Source organism: Nostoc sp. CmiVER01, from assembly GCF_034531135.2.
GTDB lineage: Bacteria > Cyanobacteriota > Cyanobacteriia > Cyanobacteriales > Nostocaceae > Nostoc.
Genome location: NZ_JAVRBU020000002.1, coordinates 151,672 through 175,443, shown reverse-complemented (window position 1 = coordinate 175,443; position 23,772 = coordinate 151,672). Strand labels below are relative to the sequence as shown.

21 protein-coding genes and 1 tRNA gene are annotated in these 23,772 nt (G+C 40.7%); 8 read left to right on the top strand and 14 right to left on the bottom strand.

The features are described from left to right. Positions 1-179: 179 nt before the first annotated feature. Complete coding sequence (gene cobU, locus RMZ43_RS03425) at positions 180-746, top strand: bifunctional adenosylcobinamide kinase/adenosylcobinamide-phosphate guanylyltransferase (RefSeq protein ID WP_322654638.1); 567 nt, start codon at positions 180-182, stop codon at positions 744-746. Between the two features lie 52 nt (positions 747-798). Continuing rightward, positions 799-1,203 carry a hypothetical protein gene (locus tag RMZ43_RS03420; RefSeq protein WP_322654639.1) on the top strand — a complete coding sequence of 135 codons (405 nt, stop codon included), beginning with the start codon at positions 799-801 and terminating at the stop codon, positions 1,201-1,203. A 300-nt stretch (positions 1,204-1,503) separates the two neighbouring features. Here the strand turns inward: RMZ43_RS03420 and RMZ43_RS03415 are convergent, their stop codons facing one another. Further along, entirely contained in the window at positions 1,504-3,156 is a 1,653-nt protein-coding gene (locus RMZ43_RS03415; RefSeq protein ID WP_322654640.1) for a glycosyltransferase family 39 protein, read from the bottom strand. 559 nt (positions 3,157-3,715) lie between these two features. Here RMZ43_RS03415 and RMZ43_RS03410 point away from each other — a divergent pair. Next, a complete protein-coding gene (locus RMZ43_RS03410) occupies positions 3,716-6,382 on the top strand; it encodes an EAL domain-containing protein (RefSeq protein ID WP_428850695.1) in 2,667 nt (888 codons plus the stop codon). Here RMZ43_RS03410 and RMZ43_RS03405 read toward each other — a convergent pair. The 12 genes from RMZ43_RS03405 to RMZ43_RS03350 form a co-directional block, all read right to left on the bottom strand. Continuing rightward, positions 6,356-7,186, bottom strand: a complete 831-nt coding sequence (locus RMZ43_RS03405; protein WP_322654642.1) for a GNAT family N-acetyltransferase — start codon at positions 7,184-7,186, stop codon at positions 6,356-6,358. The two genes, RMZ43_RS03410 and RMZ43_RS03405, sit on opposite strands and share 27 nt — an antisense overlap. A gap of 380 nt (positions 7,187-7,566) precedes the next feature. Further along, positions 7,567-8,487, bottom strand: coding sequence for an NAD(+) kinase (locus tag RMZ43_RS03400; protein ID WP_100898810.1), 921 nt, complete (start codon positions 8,485-8,487; stop codon positions 7,567-7,569). Between the two features lie 6 nt (positions 8,488-8,493). Continuing rightward, positions 8,494-8,799 (bottom strand): NADH-quinone oxidoreductase subunit NuoK, encoded by a 306-nt coding sequence (nuoK, locus tag RMZ43_RS03395; RefSeq protein WP_006199065.1) that lies wholly within the window; start codon positions 8,797-8,799, stop codon positions 8,494-8,496. A 59-nt stretch (positions 8,800-8,858) separates the two neighbouring features. Next, positions 8,859-9,473: an NADH-quinone oxidoreductase subunit J gene (locus tag RMZ43_RS03390; protein ID WP_322647414.1), complete on the bottom strand. Its 615-nt coding sequence runs from the start codon at positions 9,471-9,473 to the stop codon at positions 8,859-8,861. Positions 9,474-9,591: 118 nt separating this feature from the next. Further along, a complete protein-coding gene (ndhI, locus tag RMZ43_RS03385; RefSeq protein ID WP_322654643.1) occupies positions 9,592-10,176 on the bottom strand; it encodes an NAD(P)H-quinone oxidoreductase subunit I in 585 nt (194 codons plus the stop codon). A gap of 105 nt (positions 10,177-10,281) precedes the next feature. Next, on the bottom strand, positions 10,282-11,400 hold the full coding sequence (gene nuoH, locus RMZ43_RS03380; protein ID WP_118168008.1) for an NADH-quinone oxidoreductase subunit NuoH: 1,119 nt from the start codon (positions 11,398-11,400) through the stop codon (positions 10,282-10,284). A 374-nt stretch (positions 11,401-11,774) separates the two neighbouring features. Continuing rightward, positions 11,775-12,911 (bottom strand): citrate synthase, encoded by a 1,137-nt coding sequence (locus RMZ43_RS03375; protein ID WP_322647411.1) that lies wholly within the window; start codon positions 12,909-12,911, stop codon positions 11,775-11,777. Between the two features lie 107 nt (positions 12,912-13,018). Continuing rightward, positions 13,019-13,513, bottom strand: coding sequence for a phosphohistidine phosphatase SixA (gene sixA, locus RMZ43_RS03370; protein ID WP_322647410.1), 495 nt, complete (start codon positions 13,511-13,513; stop codon positions 13,019-13,021). Positions 13,514-13,736: 223 nt separating this feature from the next. Continuing rightward, complete coding sequence (locus tag RMZ43_RS03365; RefSeq protein WP_322647409.1) at positions 13,737-13,940, bottom strand: hypothetical protein; 204 nt, start codon at positions 13,938-13,940, stop codon at positions 13,737-13,739. After that, complete coding sequence (locus tag RMZ43_RS03360) at positions 13,933-14,184, bottom strand: UPF0175 family protein (RefSeq protein WP_322647408.1); 252 nt, start codon at positions 14,182-14,184, stop codon at positions 13,933-13,935. The genes RMZ43_RS03365 and RMZ43_RS03360 overlap by 8 nt, the downstream gene beginning before the upstream one ends. Before the next feature lie 104 nt (positions 14,185-14,288). After that, positions 14,289-15,572 (bottom strand): DHH family phosphoesterase, encoded by a 1,284-nt coding sequence (locus RMZ43_RS03355; RefSeq protein WP_322654644.1) that lies wholly within the window; start codon positions 15,570-15,572, stop codon positions 14,289-14,291. A gap of 789 nt (positions 15,573-16,361) precedes the next feature. Then, complete coding sequence (locus RMZ43_RS03350; protein WP_069070622.1) at positions 16,362-16,859, bottom strand: HNH endonuclease; 498 nt, start codon at positions 16,857-16,859, stop codon at positions 16,362-16,364. A gap of 303 nt (positions 16,860-17,162) precedes the next feature. Here RMZ43_RS03350 and alr point away from each other — a divergent pair, with 303 nt between their 5' ends. Together alr and RMZ43_RS03340 are read left to right on the top strand one after the other, a co-directional pair. Beyond that, complete coding sequence (gene alr, locus RMZ43_RS03345) at positions 17,163-18,350, top strand: alanine racemase (RefSeq protein ID WP_322647405.1); 1,188 nt, start codon at positions 17,163-17,165, stop codon at positions 18,348-18,350. A gap of 237 nt (positions 18,351-18,587) precedes the next feature. Continuing rightward, positions 18,588-18,669 (top strand) — tRNA-Leu (locus RMZ43_RS03340). Positions 18,670-18,889: 220 nt separating this feature from the next. Here RMZ43_RS03340 and RMZ43_RS03335 read toward each other — a convergent pair. After that, positions 18,890-20,038, bottom strand: a complete 1,149-nt coding sequence (locus tag RMZ43_RS03335; protein ID WP_322647404.1) for an SMP-30/gluconolactonase/LRE family protein — start codon at positions 20,036-20,038, stop codon at positions 18,890-18,892. A gap of 27 nt (positions 20,039-20,065) precedes the next feature. On the opposite strand from RMZ43_RS03335, the gene RMZ43_RS03330 reads away from it, so the two are divergent. The 3 genes from RMZ43_RS03330 to RMZ43_RS03320 all read left to right on the top strand — a co-directional run bounded on the left by RMZ43_RS03330 (position 20,066) and on the right by RMZ43_RS03320 (position 23,763). Continuing rightward, a complete protein-coding gene (locus RMZ43_RS03330) occupies positions 20,066-21,535 on the top strand; it encodes a PQQ-dependent sugar dehydrogenase (protein WP_322654645.1) in 1,470 nt (489 codons plus the stop codon). Between the two features lie 749 nt (positions 21,536-22,284). Continuing rightward, positions 22,285-23,352 carry a response regulator gene (locus RMZ43_RS03325; RefSeq protein WP_322654646.1) on the top strand — a complete coding sequence of 356 codons (1,068 nt, stop codon included), beginning with the start codon at positions 22,285-22,287 and terminating at the stop codon, positions 23,350-23,352. Positions 23,353-23,397: 45 nt separating this feature from the next. Further along, positions 23,398-23,763 carry a four helix bundle protein gene (locus RMZ43_RS03320; protein ID WP_322654647.1) on the top strand — a complete coding sequence of 122 codons (366 nt, stop codon included), beginning with the start codon at positions 23,398-23,400 and terminating at the stop codon, positions 23,761-23,763. The last annotated feature ends 9 nt before the right edge of the window (positions 23,764-23,772 follow it).

Here is a 23,772-nt window from a genome sequence, read left to right as displayed (position 1 = left end):
GATAATTAAGAATGGGGTTGTTGGGATTTTCGGCTTTTGCCAATTTTGACATCAATGATGCTGGTGCTAATTTTATCTCTTAAAAGTTATTTGAAACTAAAAATTTTGCCAAGAAAGTAAAAAACTGGGGTGATAAATTACAACCGTAAGCATATTGTTAAAATATTCAGGAAACAACTTTGGGTAAAATCATCTTAGTAATAGGGCCAGCCCGATCTGGTAAAAGTGAATGGGCGGAAACTCTGGCTATGCAGTCAAAAAAAGCTGTTATTTACGTAGCAACAGCCACCGATAACCCAGATGACGAAGAATGGCATCAACGCATTTTAGAACATCAACAACGTCGTCCCCAAGACTGGGTGACTTTATCTGTACCTGTGGAACTGTCTGCTACCCTCGCTGATGCCAAACCTTATACCTGTCTTTTAGTTGATTCTTTAGGAACTTGGGTTGCGAATCTCTTAGAAGAGGACGAGTCTAGCTGGGAAAACATCGTTGCAGAGTTGTTAGAGACGGTGGATCTGGTGGCTGCTGATATGGTGTTTGTAGCAGAAGAGGTTGGTTGGGGTGTGATACCAGCTTATCCTCTTGGAAGGGCGTTCCGCGATCGCCTGGGTTCTTTAGTCCGCCAGCTAGGTGTACTTAGTAATACTGTTTATTTAGTTACAGGTGGTCATGTTCTCAATCTCAGCAGGCTTGGTTATCCATTGCCAAATAAAGGAGAAGTGAGGAGTCAAGATTCTTAACTATTAATTCAAATTAATCCAAAATCTAAAATTTAAAATCTAAAATTGTAATATGGCAACCAAACAAGAAGTTAGAGGATACCTTGCCTACTGGTTTCAGTTGGGTAAGAAAGTGATTACGAGCAACGGTAAGGCAAGCTTTTTGCCCCAATCGGTGCTAAATGGCGATCGCTATAGTGAAGAATTTGAAGAGTGCTGGCAAAAAATTCTCTCACCGGAATCGGGTGATTGTTACCTAGAGGGTACACACGAAACCATTGCTGAACTTTTGACACCAGCGTGGGAAATGCTACCTTGCAGCCGTTGTAGTATGCCAGTAGCCGCGCGAAACGTCGGAATGCCGCCGTTGTTATGCCCCTGTAATGATTTACCTAGCTGGCCTAACACCGAATTACCAGCACCGCGAGAGCCAATTAATACTCAAGAGCAACTTAAAATAATTAGCGATCGCTTATAGACAATCTTGCATTTTCTCAGTTGTTTTTAGACGACTTTCGGTATCAAACTCAAAATTAATTCTGAGGCGGGCTAAATGAGAATCAAATAGCCTCACTATATGGCTTTTCCTAATCAAATAATCTAAGCTCCCCGCTTGCTCTTAAGGGGTTGGGGGTGAAGTTCTGTACCTATTCAACTGAGAACCGCTATAAATCAACACAGTTCATTTAAGCCCCAAATTTTTTGTAGATATGTTGCCATGTAACGTCTTTAAATACCAAAAAAAATCCTTAACTTAAATATATTGTGCTAGAAATGGCTAACTAACTAACTTATTATTTGAAATATTACGTCGGCGCAAATTAGAAGATTTAACCAATTTCCAGACCGAATAATATTGATTGCTGTAAACAATATCTGTCTTTAAGTTATAATTTTTTTCTATTGTTTCGCGCCAATTGTCTGAAGGATTGAGTAAAAATACATCAGCAAACCCATCAGGTATTTTAAGGATTTGTTGGTTGTTCACCAACAAAAATCGCACTTTTGGTTCCAAAAGATAGCTTAGAGAGAAAACATTCCTATAATTATTACCCAAAGCATCACTAATCAAAAGTGGACTACTCGTCTGATTGATGATTCGGGCAACTTGTGGATTGCCATAACTCATACCCTTATTCCACCAAGTTTCTGCTTGGGAACTCACCTTACAAGAAATCAGCCCACAAATAATCACCAATGTCATGATTATTTGCCAAATGCTGCGGCGTGATATGCTTTCATTATATATTTGCGTAGCTAGTAGGTAAGCAACAGTTACTTGGATTCCTAAATAAGATGGTAGCAAATATGGTTCAGTGGATAATTGTATGCTACCATAACTTGACAGTATTAGAGGTAATGCTGGCACTAAAATCAATGTAATGAGAAAAAACCAAACTTTATAATTAGTTGTTAGACAAAGAAAACAAATTGAATATCCTACAATAATTAAAAATATTGGTGTAATTAAAGAATTCAAAGGATTAGCTGGGCTAAGGTCTATATCAAGAAAAATCCGGCTTAACTGGATTAGCAAAAATGGAAATATAGGCATCAAAGATGACTGAATTTTTGTTTTATCTGCTGAAAGCAAAAATTGAAAAAAGTCACCCATCACAATTGTTATCCAAGGCATGAAAGCTAGAAAACCTACCAGTGATACTAACAAATAAGTTCTGACAGTTTCAGTTAACTTAAATTTGGCAGCGATAATTACATAAATTCCATGAGCAAGTGCTACGAATGCACTCCAAAGACATGTATAAAGGCTAATAGCTAAAGTTACTGCATAAATACTCCAGATAGCGAATAAATCTGGCTGTTTCTGTTCTTTTGCTAGCTCATCTTTATCTTGTGATTCCAGCCGCATTACTCGCAGCAGAGACGCACTAGATATTAATATAGTGACTAACCAGAGAATATATTCTTGTGCTTCTTGGGCATAAACTAGTTGAATTGGAGAAATCGCTATGAGTGCGATCGCTACACCAGGAACCGATAATGGTACATTAAATAATTCTCGGCATAGCCAATAAACACAAGGAAAAACCAGCAAACTGATGCAGGCAGATAAACTTCTAATCGCCGTCACCGAATTACCAAATATGTTCATCCACAATCTGGCTATTATGTAATAAAGTGGTGAATGGTAAGGATCTTCTTTTGCTAAATTCATGATTGTGTCATTTAAGCTTTTTTGTTGATTTACACCTTGAAACTGGGCAAAGCTTTCTCTAGTAATGACACGATTATTAAAAATTTGTTGTTTTACTTCAGTTGTTCTGTAACCAGAAATCCGCAATGAAGTATAAGTTTCATCATACGAGTAAATTTTGCTATCAAGGTTAAAATAGCGAAACAATATACCCATTGTCAATAAGAAAATAATTAAAAATCGCAACCAGCTCGGAGCAAATTTGAGATGGCGCATAAGTGGGTTTCCTAAAATGTTTTCTCAAATCATCTAATTAAGCGTACTAGATAAGGTGTCGCAAATACCTTCATCCTAGACATTGCTAAGACTTCAAGCAAAGCCTATTTGTTAAACATCGCCAACCGTACTTTTATTTAATTGGGAAGATTGGCAATCAATACCTCTTCTTCATTAATTACGAAAAGAATTGGACAAGGTTGTATCAAATCTCGCAAAACTGGATTTAGTTTTAAAACTTAGATATCAATGAAGTGTAAAATACACTAAGTGTAGCCGCATTTGTAGTAAGCCAACTCTACAGCTACCGTGCATTGAGCGATCGCTTTGCTGATTATAGTTCTCAATTCTCTACCCGGTGAAAAGAGCATTGCTTAAGGGCGAAGGAAGGATTGTTTTTTGCCTCCAATCCAGGACAGTCTGTAGAAGGAGCGATATTATTAACTGATTAGAATTTGAGGTAGCATTTTAAAGTAGCTGTATCAGCAGATTGATAATACTCCCTTGGCAAGAGAAGATAAACCTTGCTTTTAAGCTATCGGAGGCTAAAATCGCACAGATGCAACAGCAGAATTTCTTGCGTTCGATTCCAAAAGGGTTCTTGAGAGTGCCACTCCGTGTAGCTCTTGTAGTGCCTTTCGTGCTGCAAATCTCTAGTGCTGTAGGCTTAACAGCATTTTTATCTCTAAAAAATGGTCAGAAAGCTGTTAATGATGTTGCTACTCAGCTGCAAAATGAAGTTACAGCTCGGATTCATCAACATCTTACCGCTTACATAGAAATACCCCAACTGGTAACTCAGATGAATGCCAATTCTGTCCATATTGGTGAGTTAAGTTTAAAAAATACAAAAAGTTTAGAACACCATTTATGGCATCAAATGCAGTTGTTCAAACCCTTAAAGCCGATCGCTTTTGCAAGTACACAAGGAGATATTCATTCGGTTGATCGCCTTAATGATGGTTCACTAGTTATCCGAAGAAAAGATCAATCAACGGGTAACAATTACTATACTTACACCACTGATAATCAAGGTAATATTGTCAAATTACTTCAAGTTAAACGAACCTTTGATCCTCGCACTCGCCCTTGGTACACAAATGCTGTCAAAGCAGGTAAAACGACTTGTACAGAAATTTATTCATATTTTTCTTCATCAGGGCTAGCGTTCAGTGCAACTAAACCTCTTTATGACCAGACAGGTGGCTTGCTTGGAGTGACGAATGCAACGTTATCTCTCTCGCAACTAAGTGAGTTTTTGCACAGTTTAAAGATTGGTCGCTCAGGAAAGACATTTATTATCGAGCATTCTGGAGATTTGGTAGCAACTTCAACGCCAGAGCAACCTTTTATCTTGAATAATGAGGGAGGAAAAAAGACATCTAAACGGCTTAGAGCGATCGCTAGTAGCGATCGGATCACTCATCTAACAACACAGTATTTGCAGTCAAAATTTGGTACTTTTAGAAACATTTCTTCTAGTCAACAGCTAGAATTTGAAATTGATCAAAAGCGGCAATTTGTACAGTTAATGCCCTTTACAGCTGACTGTGGGCTAAATTGGGTGATTATTGTGGTGGTTCCAGAAGCCGACTTTATGGAGCATATCGAAGCCAACACCCAAACCACTATTTTGCTGTGTTTAGGGGCGTTGATATTAGCTATAGCCATAGGAGTGATTACTTCTCATTGGATTACTCAACCAATTCTCTGTTTGAGCTTTGCCTCTAAAGAAATTGCTAGTGGGAAATTAGACCAAACCGTTACAGTAGAGGGTATTAACGAACTAAGAGTTCTTGCTCAGGCTCATAATCAAATGGCTACTCAATTACGAGATTCATTTGCTGGACTCTTAGAAGTTAACAGACAATTAGAAGCTGAAATTAATGAGCGGAAGCAGGTAGAAGAACAGTTACGATATAATGCGTTTCACGATGCACTGACAGGTCTACCAAACCGAGCTTTCTTTATGGAGCGCTTAAAACACACACTCCAGCGAGCCAAGCGACAGAAGAATTATTTATTTGCTGTACTATTTCTCGACCTGGATCGGTTTAAGGTGATCAATGACAGTCTCGGACACCTAAAAGGAGACCAATTTCTAATTGCTATTGCAAATAGATTAGAAGTATGTATACGCTCCACGGATATAGCCGCACGACTTGGGGGAGACGAATTTACAATCCTGCTTGACGAACTCCAGAATGTGTCAGAAGCCATCAAAGTAGTTGAACGAATTCAACAAGAATTGACATTACCCCTTGAACTTGACGGACAAGAAGTATTTACAACGGCAAGTATTGGCATCGCCTTAAGTTCGACATTAGACTATGACCAACCAGAAAACTTGTTGAGGGACGCTGATACGGCTATGTACCGAGCCAAGGCGTTGGGCAAAGCTCGCTATGAACTATTCAACCAAGAAATGTATATTAAAGCTCTGGTCAGATTGCAGTTAGAGAACGATCTACGGCGAGCGATCGAACGCCACGAGTTTCAGCTTTATTACCAACCAATTGTTTCCCTCGCTAATGGCAAACTTTCAGGCTTTGAAGCTCTGCTGCGCTGGAACCATCCAGAGCGTGGTTTGATTTCTCCAACAGATTTTATTCCCCTAGTAGAAGAAAGCGGACTGATTGTCGAGGTTGGCTACTGGGCATTACATGAGGCGTGCCGCCAGATGCGAAGCTGGCAGGTGAGCCATCAGACAAACTCATTAGAGAAAATCAGCGTCAATCTTTCAGTCAAGCAATTTTCTCAACCGGATTTAATTGAGCAGATTGGAGAAATTTTGGACTCGACTGGTCTTGATGCTGGCAGTCTCATGTTAGAAATTACTGAAAGTGCAATTATGGAGAATGGCCATGAGGCAAATGCTGCACTCTCAGAACTTCGTAAGATGGGCATTAAGTTATCAATTGATGATTTCGGTACAGGCTATTCTTCCTTAAGCCGTATCCATAACTTTCCGATTAGTGTGTTGAAAATTGACCGTTCCTTTGTCAGCCCGATAGATGCTAATGGCAAGAATTTAGAAATTATTGAGATAATTATCACACTAGCACACAAATTAGGTATGGATGTGACTGCCGAAGGAGTGGAGACAAAAGAGCAGCTAGCATTTTTGAGAAAGTTGAACTGTGAATGTGGACAAGGATATTTTTTCTCACGTCCCTTGGATAACACGGCAGCAGTGGCATTAATCGTGACAAACCCTCAGTGGTAAGGGTTTTTTGAAAGGATTTGGATAACGCCATCTGGCAAACTCTGCAACATTAGATATAGTTAAAAAATCAATAGTTTTAAACTGCCGATCAATAGCTGGAATACTGCATATTTTAGCTCCAATATTTAAGTATGCTTGCAAAATTTTAGGTATTTCAACATTGAAAGAATCTGGACATTTATGAGGCATTTTTAGACAAAATCGTGAATTTGGATAAACCAAAATACTTGGATGCATCAAGCCATTTTGCTGAAAATAATCATAAGTGCAAGTAGCTTCTGAAGGGCATTGTGTTAATAATGATGCACAGCCAAAAAAATATTGGTTTTTACTCCAAATGAGATAATTTGCCAATCCTTCCCAGAGTAGTAAAAGTGCCTGAATATTGCGGTATTCTTTAGCTATACATGCACGTCCAACTTCAACTGATGTTTGAAGCACAGAATTGGGAATCGCATTAAGATTAAATATATCGGCAGCATCAAAGCCTAGTCTTTGAGAAGCCATTGTATAGGTTTGCATCCGATAAGTTCCAATAGTTTTACCCGTTTGTTTGGAGATTAGGATTAAATGATGGCAAACCGCATCAAACTTATCTATATCCATCTTGGTAAAGTTAGAAGCAAAAAATCCCAAGCCTAGTTCCAGATTAAAAACTTCAAAGCGCAACCGAAAAATTGATTCTAATTCTTCTTTGGTTGATGCCAGGCGTAGGGTATATTTTTCAGTTTGAAGGACGGGGAAATCTTCAAGGGGGGCAGGAGGATTCAGTTGGTAATTGATGTTGCATCCAGAAACTTCCATCTATCTTCCTACTTAGATTTGCGAAAATATTCTACTAGGATTTAGGTAATATACAAATAGCTCACATTATGCATTAATGTGTTGAAGTGTGATTGAGACGGTTTTTGATGAAAGAACCTCTAGACAGCTTTTTTACTCTCTCGGATTAGAGGTAGAGTGCTTTTATTATGGACATTAATTCCGAAAAAATCTGGCAATAAGATACAAAATTTTCCTTTGATGTACGCTATAAATACAAGTCATATCAGAAAAGAAAGTCTAAATTAGGGCAGAAAGCCCCCGGATGAATCCAGGGGCTTGGGATGATTTTGGTTGCGATGCTTGCGGTGATCTAATTGCAATATGCGATCGCTGCGGTAAATGCACTCTAAAATACTTAATTAATTACGGTGATTATTGCTGTAGTGAACCCTTGTACCAGCCCAAAGCAACTTCTCCCGCAACGTTTGATAGTAGGAATTGTTCTCGCGCAAAATAATAAATTTAGCCCGACAATCTGCCATCCGCACATCAACGCGGTGTCCCGGCCAAATTGAAGTCCCTAAAACCCCATCTGTCCACAGCTTGGTACTCAAATCATAATCCCCCAAAGGCCAAATACTCACCACAGAACCAGGGGGTAAAACCAGGGGACGACTAGAAAGGCTCATTGCACAAATAGGAGTGATGGTAATCGCCTCCATACCATCATGCATAATTGGCCCATTAGCAGAAACGGTGTAACCTGTAGAACCTGTGGGAGTGGAAATAATCAACCCGTCCCCGACATACTGATCGACTACCTCACCGTCAATTTCCATTTCCAGAATTGAAGTAATCATTCGATCTGCGGAAGCAGGTTTAACACAAAACTCATTCAGAGCCAGATAATGCTCACTAACTGGTTCTAAATTAGACCCGTGACCCTCATATACAGCAGCTTGTAACATCATCCGTCGTTGGATAGCATAGCGATCCTCAAACAGTCGATCCCAAACTTTCTCAGTATCCTGAAACTCTTCCACCGACTCAGTTAAAAACCCCAGATGACCTCCCACATTCACTCCCAGAATCGGGATGCCAGCTGGGGCTAAATGTCTGGCACCAGTTAAAACAGTACCATCGCCACCGAGTACCAAGGCGAGATCAATTGGTTGAGCCGCCGAAGCCAAAAAGACAGGATAGGGGTTGTCTTTCGGCCCGCTAGGCCCCATCAACACCTGGCACTCGCGGCTTTCTAGTTGTTTAGCACAGATTTCTGCCCATTGTTTACTCCGGGCATCCCGTGCTTTATAAGCAATAATTACCTGCTTGAGTTGCACGCACAATTACCATTTCAGGAGATTAAACTGCTCCATATCGACGGTATCACGGTTGCGATAAATGGCAAGCACGATCGCTAAACCCACCGCCGCCTCGGCTGCGGCCACGGTAATCACAAACACTGTGAAAACCTGACCCTTAATTAATGTTGAGTCGAGGAAGTTGGAAAATGCCATTAAATTCAGATTAACAGCATTGAGCAGTAACTCAATTGACATCAGCACCCGCACAGCGTTGCGGCTAGTAATTAAACCGTAGATGCCGATACAGAATAAAGCTGCTGCTAGTAATAAAAAGTACTGGAGTTGCATGAATCTGAATATCCCTCCTGAAAAATCTGGCTATTTATCTACGACCCAGGTCGCAAATATTACTCTTTTGTTTCGCTGGTTGTTGATACTAGTTCTCTGGGACGTTCTTGCAAAGTCAAAACAGTTTGCCCCAGTTTGGATGGTGTCAACAGGTCTGGCAAATACTCGCGGCGTGCCAAAATAATTGCTCCTACCATTGCTATCAGCAGCAAAATAGAAGCCAGTTCAAAAGGCAGTAGAAAGTCAGTGAAGAAATGTTCTCCAATTAAAACTATAGAACTTTCGCCACCCGCCACAGGAGCGGCTGAGTAAGCCCAAGGAGTAGCCAGCACCATCGTGCTTAAAAGACCGAACAATCCTACACTGACTAAACCTGTTAATACTTTCCGCACCCAAGAGTTGGGAAATGCTACAAAACTCTCCCGCTTGTTCACCAACATAATGGCAAACAAAATCAACACGTTAACCGCCCCAACGTAAATCAGTATTTGTGCAGCTGCAACAAAATCAGCATTTAGCAACAGGTAAATTCCCGCAATGCTGATGAAGACACCCCCCAGCAAAAAGGCAGAATAGACGATGTTGGAGAACAGCACTACACCAATGGCCGCCCCAATCATCATCACGCCTAATATGCCAAGCGATACAAACTGTACTCCTTCCGCTAGATTCACTGTTTTTTGTCCTTAGTCATTAGTCATTGGTCATTAGTCATTGGTCATTAGTCATTGGTCATTAGTCATTGGTCAAATAACAAAGGACAAATGACAATGGACAAATGACAAATTACATTTATTTTTCCGTTTGTTCTACCAGGTCTTCTGGACGCGCACCAGCACGCGGTGCATCTGCGGGTAGTCCATGTGGTTCGAGGACGCCTTTGGGTAGGTAAACTAGTTCGCGCAGTGGTGTAACCATTGGATCATCTGTTACCTTGTAGGGCAGACGACCTAGCGCTACGTTGTCAAAGTTCAATTCATGGCGATCGTAAGTGGAAAGCTCATACTCTTCTGTCATAGATAGACAGTTAGTGGGGCAAAATTCCACACAATTACCGCAAAAGATACAAACTCCAAAGTCAATGCTGTAGTGATTGAGTTTTTTCTTTTTGCTGGCTTTATCGAATTCCCAATCTACTACAGGCAGGTTAATTGGACAAACGCGAACACAGACTTCGCAGGCAATGCACTTATCAAATTCAAAGTGAATTCTACCGCGAAACCTTTCGCCAGGAATCAGTTTCTCGTAAGGATACTGTACGGTAATTGGACGCCGCCGCATGTGATCGAAGGTGACAGAAAGTCCCTGACCAATGTAACGCGCAGCTTGTACTGTTTCTTTGGCGTAATCACCAACTTGTTTCAGGAACTTTAGCATTGTGTATCAATCTCTCTTTTTAAGCTATCAGCGTTATTTGTCCTTTATCCTTTGTCCTTGGTCATTAGTCATTTGTACTAATGACTAATGACTAATGACTAATGACTAACCACCGAAGGCGAAGGGAAAGGCTAGTTTCAGGGCGGCGGTTAATAGAAGATTAACCAAGCCAACTGGCAACAAAAACTTCCATCCTAAATCTAACAGTTGGTCAATCCGTACCCGTGGCACTGTCCAGCGCAACAGGATGGCGACAAACACTAGTAAATAGGCTTTGAACACGGTCATCGTAATCCCCAAAGCAGCAGTTACTATCTGGAACACGGGATTTAGTTCACTGACTCCCAACCAACCAGCGATGAGGTTGAGGGGAATGGGAAAGTCCCAACCGCCCAGGTAGAGAATTGCTACTAGTAAGGAAGAAAGGATCAAGTTAACGTAAGAACCCAGGTAGAAAAGACCGAATTTCATACCTGAGTATTCAGTTTGATAGCCTGCGACGATTTCTTCTTCCGCTTCTGGTAAGTCAAAGGGTAATCGTTCGCATTCAGCTAGGGCGGCTATCCAAAAGATTAGGAAACCGATTGGTTGTCGCCAAATGTTCCAGCCCAGAATGCCGTAACCAGACTGCTGATTGACAATATCAACGGTGTCGAGGCTGTTAGACATCATAGCGATCGCTAATACCGCCAGTGCCAAAGGAATTTCATAGCTAATAGATTGCGCTGCTGCCCGCAACCCCCCTAAGAGGGAGTATTTATTATTAGATGCGTAGCCAGCCATTAATAAACCAATGGGTTGAATGCTTGACAAGGCAATCCACAAGAATACGCCCATGCCCACATTGCTAATTACGATGTTCTGCCCAAAAGGGACGATCAGGAATGATAGAAACACCGGAATCACAACAATAATTGGCCCAAGAGTAAACAGCCAAGGGTCAGATTTGGCTGGTACTATATCTTCTTTAAATACCAACTTCAAACCATCAGCCACAGGTACCAGCAACCCAAAAGGCCCTTGGTATTCTGGGCCAATTCGCTGCTGTGCGGCGGCGGAAATTTTTCGCTCTAGCCAGGTAGCAACTAATACCCCCACTGTTGCCCCAATCAGCATCAGTATCATTGGCAGTGGCATCCAAATCGCTTTGGCTGTTCCTGCTGGTAAACCTAAATCCCGGAGGGATTCAATAAAAGTTCCTTGGAGGTCAATTCCTGAGTTCATGTTTCCACTCTTTAAGACATCGAGTCATAGTGAATTACAACTATTAGTTGAATTAATACCTGTAAATTCACGCATTTTTAATTTTTGCCCAGATGACGCTTGATTGAAGATTTGTTGCTAATTCCCATGCCTAGTATATCGTTGGATGGTTTGAGCACCCTGAAGCGAGATGAGAACTTCTACTTATGGTTGGCATTGAGATTGCTATTGAGAAGATGAGGGGACAAGAGAAGAAGCAAGGGGGCAGGGAGCAGGGGGCAGGGAGGATGGAAAAGAGGAATTGGGGCAAAGTGCGCTTTGCCGGCGAGAAAGTTTCCCCTTTTCCCCCTGCCCCCTGCCCTCTCCTTCTTCATTTTCCCCTGCGCCCTGCCCATTTACCGTTGGTCAATGGGGGTATAAGTAACTTCATGCCGACCGTTGTAAACCTGGGTAGGACGGAAAATCCGGTTTTCTGCTAGTTGTTCTTTCCAGTGAGCTAACCAACCAGCAACGCGAGCGATCGCAAATATTGGCGTAAACAAGTCTGTAGGAATTCCCATCTTCCTATACACCAAACCTGAGTAAAAGTCAATATTTGGATAAATTCCTTTGCTACCGAGTTTTTCTCCTACCACTTGTTCCATTTCTAGGGCAATATCATAGAATTTGTCATGCCCAAACTTTTCAAAGAGCTGTTCCGCTAGTCCTTGTAAAATTATGGCTCGTGGGTCTTTTACTTTATACACACGATGTCCAAAGCCCATAATCTTAGATTTAGTTTGCAGACAATGGTCTATGTAGGGACGGACATTTTCTACAGAACCAATTTTTTCCAACATCTGAATTACTTCTTCATTGGCTCCACCATGTAGAGGCCCTCCCAGAGTTCCCACGGCACTAGCAACCACAGCGTAAGGATCAGTCAAGGTGGAAGCTGTCACCCTGGCACTAAAAGTGGAAGCATTCATTGTATGCTCGACCTGAAGTATCAAGCAGATATCAAAAATCCGCGCCATCAAAGGATCGGGTTCTTGCTCGTTGAGCATGTATAGAAAATTGGCGGAGTAATCTAAGTCATCACGGGGACGTACCGGGTCATTGCCTTTCCGCATCAGTTGGAACGCTGCTACCATTGTGGGAATGGTAGCTATCAGGCGCACCACTGAATCCCTAATGTAAGCAGGATTATGTAAATCCCGGAGCGAATAAAACAAGCCTAAAGCAGCAGCAGAGGCTTGCAGCGCATCCATTGGGTGACCGCTTTCAGGAAAGCATTTCATCATGTCCCGAATGCGGTACTTTATCCTGCGGTGATAACGAACTTCATGCTCAAATGCGTTCAATTCTTCCTTGCTTGGCAGTTCGCCCCAGATTAAGAGATAAGCAGTTTCTAGGAATGTACTTTTCTCTGCTAGTTCCTCAATCCGGATGCCACGATATTCTAGTATTCCCTTTTGCCCATCAACATAGCTGATACTTGATTGGGCGGCGGGAATGCCTTCTAAACCAGGCTTGTATTCGCACACCATCATGGCACCACCATTCGCTTTATGAAATATCTGATCAAGCTAACTTACCAGAAATTATTGTCGCTATAACAGTAGCCCTTCTAACAACAATTGGAAATGTTGAAAAACTGTTATAGCAGGTACTTGGGTGGTGTCAACCAAAACATCTGACTCCGACCCAGAGGAGAACCTGTTTCTGGTAGTTTTATCCCAATCATACCTGCTTTTTTCAAGACTAAGCTTCCTTTTACTTCGCCCCATAGAAGAATTTCCGCCCAATTGGTCAAATCAGGTTCGTGTCCAACCAGTGCCAGTTGGGTATTTTGGGAATAATTTCTTGGCTCTAACCAGTCTTTTAGCCAACTAGAAATTTGACCATCGTGGGCGAGGTGGCTAGATTCCTCTAATTTGGAGCTTAGTTTTTCTGCTATCAGGATTTCAGCCGTTTGGCGGGCCCGCACTAAGGGGCTGGTAAGAATCAAGTCAAAGCTTAAACCCAATTTAACAAGTTTCTGGGCAACTTTCTCAGTTTTTTGCCTTCCTTCCTTGGTAAGGCTGCGCTCCTCATCCTTGATGCCTAATCCCTTGTCTTCGGCAATGCCATGACGAATTAAGTATAGTTCCATACTTTGAATTTTATTAGCGTAGCGGGTCGTAACCCGTACTTAGTTAGGATTGACGTTGTTAGGATTGACGTTTGGTGTGAATTAATCTATCCTAATCTTAATCATTATTACGTATTCGTTGATATGCGATCTGTCCGATGCAACGCGGCGTTAGGTGTTCTAGTTACGATTAGGTGACTCAGAAGCAGGTTCAACTACTGAAATTGGGTAAAGTAGGAATTAGTTACTCGGCAGAGACAGGAACAGTTTTTACCCATGTAAAAGTATTCAAGTTAGGTAGCGAAACACCAAGAGCAAGCCCTTGCGCTATCTCAAAAGCCACACCAGGTGGAATAATTACTTGACTATACAAATTAGATAACAAATCAAATAAGTTAAGCTGGTAGAGATATTGCACTGCTGAAGTATCAACAATCACATCAGGCACGAGCTAGATCCTCAATCAGTTCAGCCTCAGTGAGTTTGAAGGTGTTGATGTCATATTTTGCTAGTTGTGAAAGGAATACAACTTTGGGAATACCCGCTAAATTAGCTGCTGCTCCTGAAGAGAGTTTGCCAAGTTCATATAACTTCATAGCAGCAGCGAGAAGAACTTCACCTTGTAGCTGTTCTGGTTTTACATTGAGAGCCAATATAGTTTCTTCTGGAATAGTCAAAGTGAGTTGGTACATAATAATATATGCGCTGCTTTATTTAGGATCATAATAACGCGCTCATATAACCAAACACTTTGACTCCAGCATGAGTTAGGAGTTCTCCTCATCTCCTTCTCCCTCTACTCCGACTGAATCGGATTATCTCTAGGATTAACCAACCTCAGCAGTTTTTGCTTAATTTGAGCGTCGAATACTTCCCATTTCATTTTCGCATAAGCGGAATTTTCGTTGCTGCCAGATAAGAAGCCCATTGGAATTTCAAAGCCGCCTGCGCTTGTTCTTCCACCGCCGAAAAAGCGCCCTGCACTATCTTGTCCAAAGGCTTCTTTGATGAATTCATCGGGGTCAAGGGTAAGTTTGCTGGTTCTCAGGGAGCCAATGACTATTTCTAGTTCTTCGTCTTCATCGTGAACAATGCCGTAAACTACGGCGGTGTGAACGTTTTCTTCGGTGACGAGAAAATCAGCCGCTTGGGGGATGGCGTCACGGTCTTCGTAGCGTAAGTAACCAACACCAGCGATGGAAAAGTTATTTTGGACGATGCGATTTTTTAGCGATCGCTCGATCACATCCATTACCCGCTTGGAACGATTCGCCTGTAAAATGGCGTTTAGCAGTTGGGCATCATAAAATCGGCTTAAATAAGCAGCTGCCATAAAGTCTTCTTCTTGCGCTTGCATGAGCCGATTTGTATCCGATCGCAAGCCGTGCATCAAAGCAGTTGCACATTTGACGTGTTGATTTATGCTGCTATCTAATGCTAATAATCCCGTTTGCAGGTATTGGGTAAAAATGGTTGCCGTCGCTCTGACATAAGGGCGGATATCCTCAAACTCTGATTGCAGATCGCCTTGGATACTGTGATGGTCAATGAGGACTACTAGAGGAATTTTAGCCTGCTGCACTGCTGAGAGTAGCTGTGAAGTGGTTCCCTGGTTATCAATTAAGACAAAACCTTGATAACATGACAAATCCTTGGTTTTCAAGGTTTGCGGCGTCCAGCGTTGGATAGGTAAATTAGTCAACCTTACCAAGGCAATATTTTCTTGATGACTTAATGCGCCAGCATAAATGATTTCACATTTGATATCATATTGCTGGGCTATTAACTGATAAGCCCAGGCACAGGAAAGGGCATCAGGATCGGGAAAATCTTGCAGAATTACCAGTTGGCGATCGTGTCGGTGTGCCAGAAGGGTTCTTTGCAGTTCTTCTGACTTTTGTTGTGCCAGGGAATTACTACGGTTATTAAGATATATAGCTCCATCGCCTACCGATGGCGGTAATGACGGAGTTTTAAATGAAACTTCCACTGGCGTTTTCTCTATTTCAGGTTCCTCTGGGTTTGGCTCTGTGATCGATGACAAACTCTCAAACTGAGTAACGGGAGAATTCAAGTACATAGGGAACTTTTTTAAAGTGTGAGGCTCCTTTAATTCAGAAATACTATAATCAGCAATTCACTGAATTTAGCCACATTATTTTGATCTTCGCAAAAATCTCAGAACATTGCACTATACATCTAAGTATATTTTTGTCAGTCACAGCAGCGCTCAACAATGACCAATAATGACGTAAATTCCACTCTTAGGTCTGTAGGTGCTGGAAACAAAAAAGTTTAGTATATAGGGCTTTATCTGACAGCATAAATCTGTTTAAGGAGCTTTTTTTGTCTTTCTAAATTCAATGAGTGGGATTTTAATCTGACTTAGGGTATAATTTCTATCTTATACTTTAGGTCTACTCCTTGATATTTGAAATTTTTTTATGCTCAATACTCTCATTTTTGTGAGTATTGAGCAATTAACAATTATTTTATTGAACAATGCGTGTTTTTTATCCCCTTTGAAAATTCTGATAATTTAGAGCCAAGCCTGTACCACAAGGCGGAAGTCAAAAGTCAAAACGTCAAAAACCTATAATTTTGGGCTTTCTGGCTGTAATGAAATAGTAGGTTTATTTCCGCCAACTTGTACTAGTGCAAGAAGACATAAGCTAGGGAGCAAGCCCCATACATAAATGTAGAGGCTTGAGCGTTGAGATATTGCGCCTGTTTGCAAGACGCGATCGCATTCATTCGTTGCAAGCTATATAGCCATCAATTTTTCAACAATCGATAACTAAATTTATTGGCACTGTCTCAAAACAAAAAGATGTTTCTTCTTTCTCCTTTGCTCCTCTGCTTTTTTTGCTCAAAGCCCTATAACATACTTTTGCCACTCTGTATGCAGTCCACTCTTAAGATGTTTACTGACCTCGAAATAGAGACTGCTATAAGGTTGGCGAGGAGGATGACGTAAAGGCATGTGAGCTTCATGGGGAGTTCGACTGCCTTTTTTGACATTGCAACGCACACAAGCGGTCACAATGTTCTCCCAGGTATCACCCCCGCCGCGCGATCGCGGTATTACATGGTCTAGGGTCAACTCATCCCCTGTATAACCACAGTATTGACACGCATGACCGTCACGGTGCAATATATTTCGACGAGTCAGAGGAATTTCTTTATAAGGAACACGCACGTAATGACGCAACCTGATTACGGTCGGCAACGGAAAATCCGAGTATAGGAATTTGCCGTTATGTTCCACGCGTTCTGCCTTGCCCTTAATTAAAAGAACCACAGCACGACGCCAACTCGTTATATTGAGAGGTTCGTAAGAGGCGTTTAAGACTAAAACCTTCCCCATTTATCTGCGCTCAGGGTATTAGCTTTACATAAATGTTAACACAAATACATCCTACTAGGGAGATGAGAATAAATTATACTTTCGGAATAATTCGGCAATTAAGTTATGAGTAAGAAGTTGAGAAGTAAGGAGTGTCCTTGGCTTTGCTCCCAACTGATAATTCTTAATTTTTACTTTACTACCGCAACATCTTGTATCCATTCCAATATGAAGGTTACACTTCCTATTTAATCTGATCTCGCTTTAGTAAGCGTATATGGATAACTTGGAAGTTTAGCCGTGGTGGGATAGGAGTCAGTACAAATGTTAAGTCGTAAACAAATCCCTGGTGTAGTTCCTAATCAGCAGTGCGACACCTATGAGTGGTTTTCGCAACGAGCCTGGGTAGAAATTGACTTAGAGGCGTTGTCGTACAATGTAAAGCAATTGATACAGTTTTTATCGCCGCGTACTGAGTTGATGGCAGTAGTAAAAGCTGATGCTTATGGGCATGGAGCAATAACAGTCGCCCAAACTGCAATCGAATCGGGAGCAAGTTGGCTGGGAGTCGCTACAGTTCCAGAAGCTATTCAATTGCGAGAAGGTGGGATTGAAGCACCCATTTTGATTTTAGGAGCAACTCATACACCAGAGCAGATTCATGCGATCGCACATTGGAAACTTCAGCCCACACTCTGTAGTCCTAAACAAGCTTTAGTATTTTCTGATACTCTAGAATCCATAAACTATGATTCTGCCATACCCGTACACATCAAATTAGATACGGGAATGTCTAGGTTGGGAACTAATTGGCAGCAAGCTGGTGAATTTGTGCAATTAGTACAGCGCTTACCACATCTATCTATTGCCAGTATTTATTCTCATTTGGCAACAGCAGATGATCCTGATACTACGGCAATGGAAGAACAGCATAGACGATTTGAGGAAGCGATCGCTCAAATCAAAGCAATGGGAATTGAGCCACCCTGCTTGCACTTGGCAAACTCAGCTGCTGCATTGACAAATCCGGCATTGCACTACGACATTGTGCGAGTCGGTTTAGCAGTTTACGGACTTTACCCAGCAACCCATTTACAAAATGCGATCAATCTCAAATCGGTGTTGCAACTTAAGGCAAGAGTCACCCAAGTTAAAACAATTGCCGCAGGAACAGGTGTTAGTTACGGGCATAAATTTATTGCCCCGCGTGAACTTTGCCTCGCCGTCGTCGGAATTGGCTACGCTGACGGTGTGCCTCGTAACCTTTCCAACAAAATGCAGGTGTTAATTCGCGGTCAGCGAGTTTCGCAAATTGGGGCAATTACAATGGATCAGTTGATGCTGGATGTGAGTGCTATACCTAATATCCAAGAAGGGGAAATAGTCACCTTGCTAGGGGAACAGGGAAAAGAAAAAATTTCAGCAGACGATTGGGCAGAACAACTAAACACTATTTCTTGGGAAATTCTCTGTGGGTTTAAGCATCGTCTGCCTCGTGTTGCGGTTATGTAATTGGGCATGGAGAAGAGGCAGAGGGGTAGGGAGCAGGGAGCAGAGGGGAAAGAGTTCACTAAGAGGGGAAATGGTTAAAGGGGAAAGGGAAAGGATTTGAATTTACCTTTGCCCTTTAACCTTTTCCCAGACCAAAAGAGAGATTATTAGGTTTATCCGAAAAGTATTGCTTCCCATTCCCCATTCCCCACTCCCTATTCCCAAAAATAATTTCTCATGGTATGATAGTAAACTGATGCGGATGTGGCGGAATTGGCAGACGCGCTAGATTTAGGTTCTAGTTCCGAGAGGAGTGAAGGTTCAAGTCCTTTCATCCGCATTTCTAATAAATCGAATTGCCTGATCTAGGCTAGTAGTTATTCTGTGCAGTAACTAGTTGTTTTTCGTTAATGACAGATAATTGCCATTGACATAAATACCTTAATCACGCGATAAATAAAATATAAATTGTCGTAAACATATTGTATTTTCTAAAAAACAATGAGTTTATGATATTTTTTGTAGATTCTTTATTTTGTCAATTTTCTAGGCTCATTTTATCAAATACGCTGCGCGAAACTCTTTCCTGGTCGAACACCTGGGTTTTTAAGGCGAATACGATACAAGCTATTTCTCGCCGTGATGTACAAAGTTTTATAATCATTGTCTCCCCACGCCAAGTTAGCTGGAACTTCTGGAACTTCAATGATACCTAGTAGATTGCCTACGGGTGAGAAAACCCACACTCCTCCAGGCCCTGTACTATAAACATTTCCTTTGATATCTACTTTCATTCCATCTGGAACCCCTTCTTTCCCAGGATATTTCTGTTGGGCAAAAATACGTGCATTTTTCAAAAGACCATCGGAATTAACATCAAAGACACGGATATAGCCTGCTTCAGAATCATTTACATATAGTTTGGTTTCATCAGGAGAAAAGGTGATGCCATTGGGACGGACAAAATCTTTAGCTAATAGAGTTAATTTCCCATCTGATGTAAGACAATAAACACCATAAAAACCTAATTCTTTTTGTTGTGGTTTAATACCATAGGGTGGATCTGTGAAGTAGATACTTCCATCTGATTTCACTACTAAATCATTTGGGCTATTAAGTCGTTTTCCTCGGTAATGGCTAACAAGTGTGACTAATTTGCCATTTTTCTCTGTACGAGATATACGACGGTTAGCGTGTTCGGCAGTAATTAAACGCCCTTGAAGGTCAAAGGTGTTGCCATTAGCATTACCAGATGGACTGCGGAAAATCTGCAATTTTTGATGAGGTTGCCATTGATAAATTGTATTAGCAGGAATATCACTAAATAGTAGAAAACCATCTTGATGCCAAAGCGGCCCTTCTGTAAATTTTAAATTTATAGCAATTCTTTCAACTTGAGTATCCTTCTCAAGAATACTTTGTAAATTATCTTGTTTTATATAAAACTTATGTGTGGTAGTATGACGATAAATTAAGGTCAAAAGGTTTACTAATTGACCATTTTTAGCTTTACCCCATTCAGTAACAGTTATACTTGCATTCTGCTGATGCGAGTCTTGAATACGTGTATTTATTGTATTTAATGATACTAATTTAGTCTTAGTTCTTTCCCCTTGACAAGGGTACAAAATACTCATCAAGATAATACTAATTCCCATAGTTACGGGAATTGAGGCTAGTTTTATATTCTTAATAAATCTAGATTCCATAAACTAAAATCTATTAATAACTGAATAATGAAAAAATTATACTTTTCAATTGGTATCTGTATAGCCTTGCTTTTCAACTTAGTGTTTTCTAATATTTCTTCAGCTCAAATTACAGACCCCATTCCTGAAAAGATTGAAAAATCACAGATTTCCGTAGGTATACAAGAAGTTGTACAAATACCCAAAAGTGTTATAGCGCCAAGGCAAGAGAAAATCGCAAGATTGAATCTGTTAGCCAATACAGGTGATGGTAGTGGCAGGTTATTCGTCAATGATATGCGTGGCAAACTCTATGTAATTAAAAATAATCAAGCCTCAGTTTACATGGATTTACAGCGATTACTATCTTTAAGTTTCAGTGATAAAAGCACTCAACAAGGTTTCTCTTATTTCGCTTTCCATCCAGAATTTAGGCAAAATGGAATTTTTTATACTGTACACAGTGAAGACAAAAATAAATCCATTCCTGATTTTCCTGTGAGAAAAAAGATTATTGATAGGACAGGTAAAATCATCGAAAGTTCTCACCATGACGTAGTTCTAGAATGGAAAACTACTAATCCTGCTGCTAATACTTTTTCTGGAACTTTTCGAGAAATTCTGCGGATTGAACAGCCATATCCAGACCATAATGTCGGGCAATTGGGCTTTAATCCTAATTCTAAACCTAGAGATGTTGATTATGGAATGTTGTACATTGCTACAGCAGACGGAGGAAGTGACGGCTTTCCTGTCAGCAATACAGATCCTCTAGATAATGGACAAGACTTGAGTACACCTCTAGGAAAAATTCTACGTATAGATCCTTTTGGTAGGAACAGCGCTAATGGTAAGTACGGCATCCCTAAAGATAATCCTTTTGCTCAGGATAATAACCGCCAAACTTTAGGGGAAATTTGGGCTTATGGGTTACGTAATCCCCATCGTTTTAGTTGGGATACAGGTGGCGAAGGCAAAATGTTAATTGTTGATATCGGTCAAGCTTTGATTGAAGAAATCAATCTTGGGAGCAAAGGCGCCAACTACGGATGGGGGAATCGTGAGGGAAGGTGGGTGATAAATGAAAAGAATCAGAATGTTCTATTTCCTTTACCTCAAGATGATGCCAAGTATGGTTACACATATCCAGTTGCTCAATATGACCATGATAAACCTGCTGATTGGAAAGGTTCTTATGCGGTTGCGATCGCAGGCGGTTATGTTTATAGAGGTAAAGCCATTCCTGAATTAGTAGGTCAATATATTTTTGCAGATTTTGGCAACGATGGACGTTTTTTTCATGTACCTGTAAATGAACTTGTTAATGGTAAACAGGCAAAGATTAAAGAACTTAGACTCTTTGATGGTCAAAAAGAAGCTTCTTTTCTAGAAATCGTTGGTAGTAAACGTTCTGATGTGAGGTTTGGGGTAGACGAACAAGGGGAAATCTATGTAACCTCTAAGAGCGATGGTAAGGTAAGAAAAATTGTTCGTTCTCCATATAGCAATCCTAAATGAGTTGTGAATAAAAATAAGGGAACGAACCGCTATCTCTACGAGAGGCTTCCCCCAACGCGCAGCATCTCGCACAGAAGAACGCCGAGGGCGAATGAGTATCACCCAAGAACCTAGAGAGCTTGCCGCAGGCTACAGCAGAGGCGCAGAGAAGCCAGTGCGCCCTTACAGGGATCTTGCCCGATCTTTAGCAACTGGCGCGACATGAAGAAATGAGAGTTTGAGAGATATTTCGCGTAAGCCTTATATCTCTGTTCATGAAACTAAAACATATAAAAAAATCAATTTACTATTATCAATAAACCAGTGTTATTACTGTGGTCAAGTTGAAGTTACTCGATGCAAAGTGGCTTCATCTAGTTCTATCTGCTTAAAAAATAGAGTTCACTTCAGTGTAAATACAGAAGTTCAAATATATCCCTATCTACAAAATCAGTATTATTCCTGTAGTCAGATTGGGGTTACTCAATGGAAAGTGGCTTCATCTAGTCTTGACATTTTTATGTCTTAATTGTCCAAAAATGTCTGTAAATCTCAGTAACAGTAAGTAAATTAATAATAATTTACGAATTTACTGAGATTTGATCATTTCAAAATGATGCTGTTTTCGTTGAGTTTCACCACTAAATCTAGAAATAAGCTGATGTACTTGAAAATCCAAAAGTCTGATGCTTTTTACTTGATCTCAATTCTGGAATAACTCTGTACGAATTTAGCTTACACGTATCGAATTTAGCTGAAGTAAAAGCAAAATGAGCACAACTCCTATAGGTAGCTACAGGTTGTTCCAGAAACTACATCCGCTATCTCTGTTGGCACAATTAACCAGTCGGCGTGTTACAGGGTGCTTAAACATATTTACTGGAATAGTTTCTTGGTCAATTTATCTAGAGGACGGTAAACTTACTTATGCCTCCTATTCAGATAAACTGTTTGAGCGGCTTGACAGTCACTTGCGGCGCTTGAGCCAGCAAATTCCTGCTCTTAACAGCGCCGCTCGTGTGCAGATGCGGCTGATGTTTGAAACGAAGAATGAACATCAATCAATACCCAATGCGGATTACCAAGCTATTTGTTGGTTAGTAAATCAGGACTATATCACCTCTGTGCAAGCAGCAAGCCTGATAGACGAATTAGCAAAAGAAGTACTGGAATCATTTCTATGTTTAAAAGAAGGTAGCTATGAATTCAGCCCAGAAAGCTCTTTGGATGAATTACCAAAGTTCTGTCACCTGGATTTACGATTACTTGTTGAACATTGTCAAAAGCAGTTACGAAATCGGCAAAATATCCAGTCATCAATTCCGGCTGGTGGGGGTTCCCAAGTTTTGTCTAAAATACAACCGTCTCAAGTTCAGCCACAACTGCAAATAAAAATTGGGCAAAAGTTTCCGTTACCAATCAATTTTGATCTTCCTGAAAATTATAAAACTACTCAGCTACCTGCTGGTAAAAAACTATATACAATTGCCTGCATTGATGATAGCCAAACAGTTTTAAATTCCATCAAACATTTTTTGGATGAAAACACATTTACAGTTGTGATGATCAACGATCCTGTGAAGGCTTTAATGCAAATTCTTCGGAGTAAACCCGACCTGATTTTGCTAGATGTTGAGATGCCAAGTTTAGATGGCTACGAGCTATGTTCCTTATTACGGAAACATTCAGCTTTTAAACATACACCTATCATTATGGTTACTGGTAGAACAGGATTTATCGATAGAGCAAAGGCGAAAATAGTCAGATCGTCAGGATACTTGACTAAGCCTTTTACACAATCAGAATTGCTAAAAATGGTTTATAAACATCTTGGTTAATTTAAAAGTCAGAATTCAGGAGTCAGAATTCAGGAGTTAGAAGGAATGAGACAGCCAGCAAAGACATTTCAAGATTTGATAGTTTGGCAGAAAGCACATCAATTTATTTTATTAGTGTATCCATTTACTGCTAACTTTCCTAAATCAGAAATATATGGGCTTACCTCTCAATTTAGACGGGCAGCAATTTCTATACCAGCAAATATAGCAGAGGGATTTAAGAAAAAAGGATTAGCAGATAAAGGACGTTTTTTAAACATTGCACAAGGTTCTTTAGAAGAATGTCGTTATTATCTAATTCTTTCAAATGATTTGGAATATGGTGAGACTTCAGAATTAAAATTTAAACTTGAGGAAGTTAGTAAGCTACTAACAAGCTATGCTAATTCCATTCTGAGTTCTGACTCCTGAATTCTAATA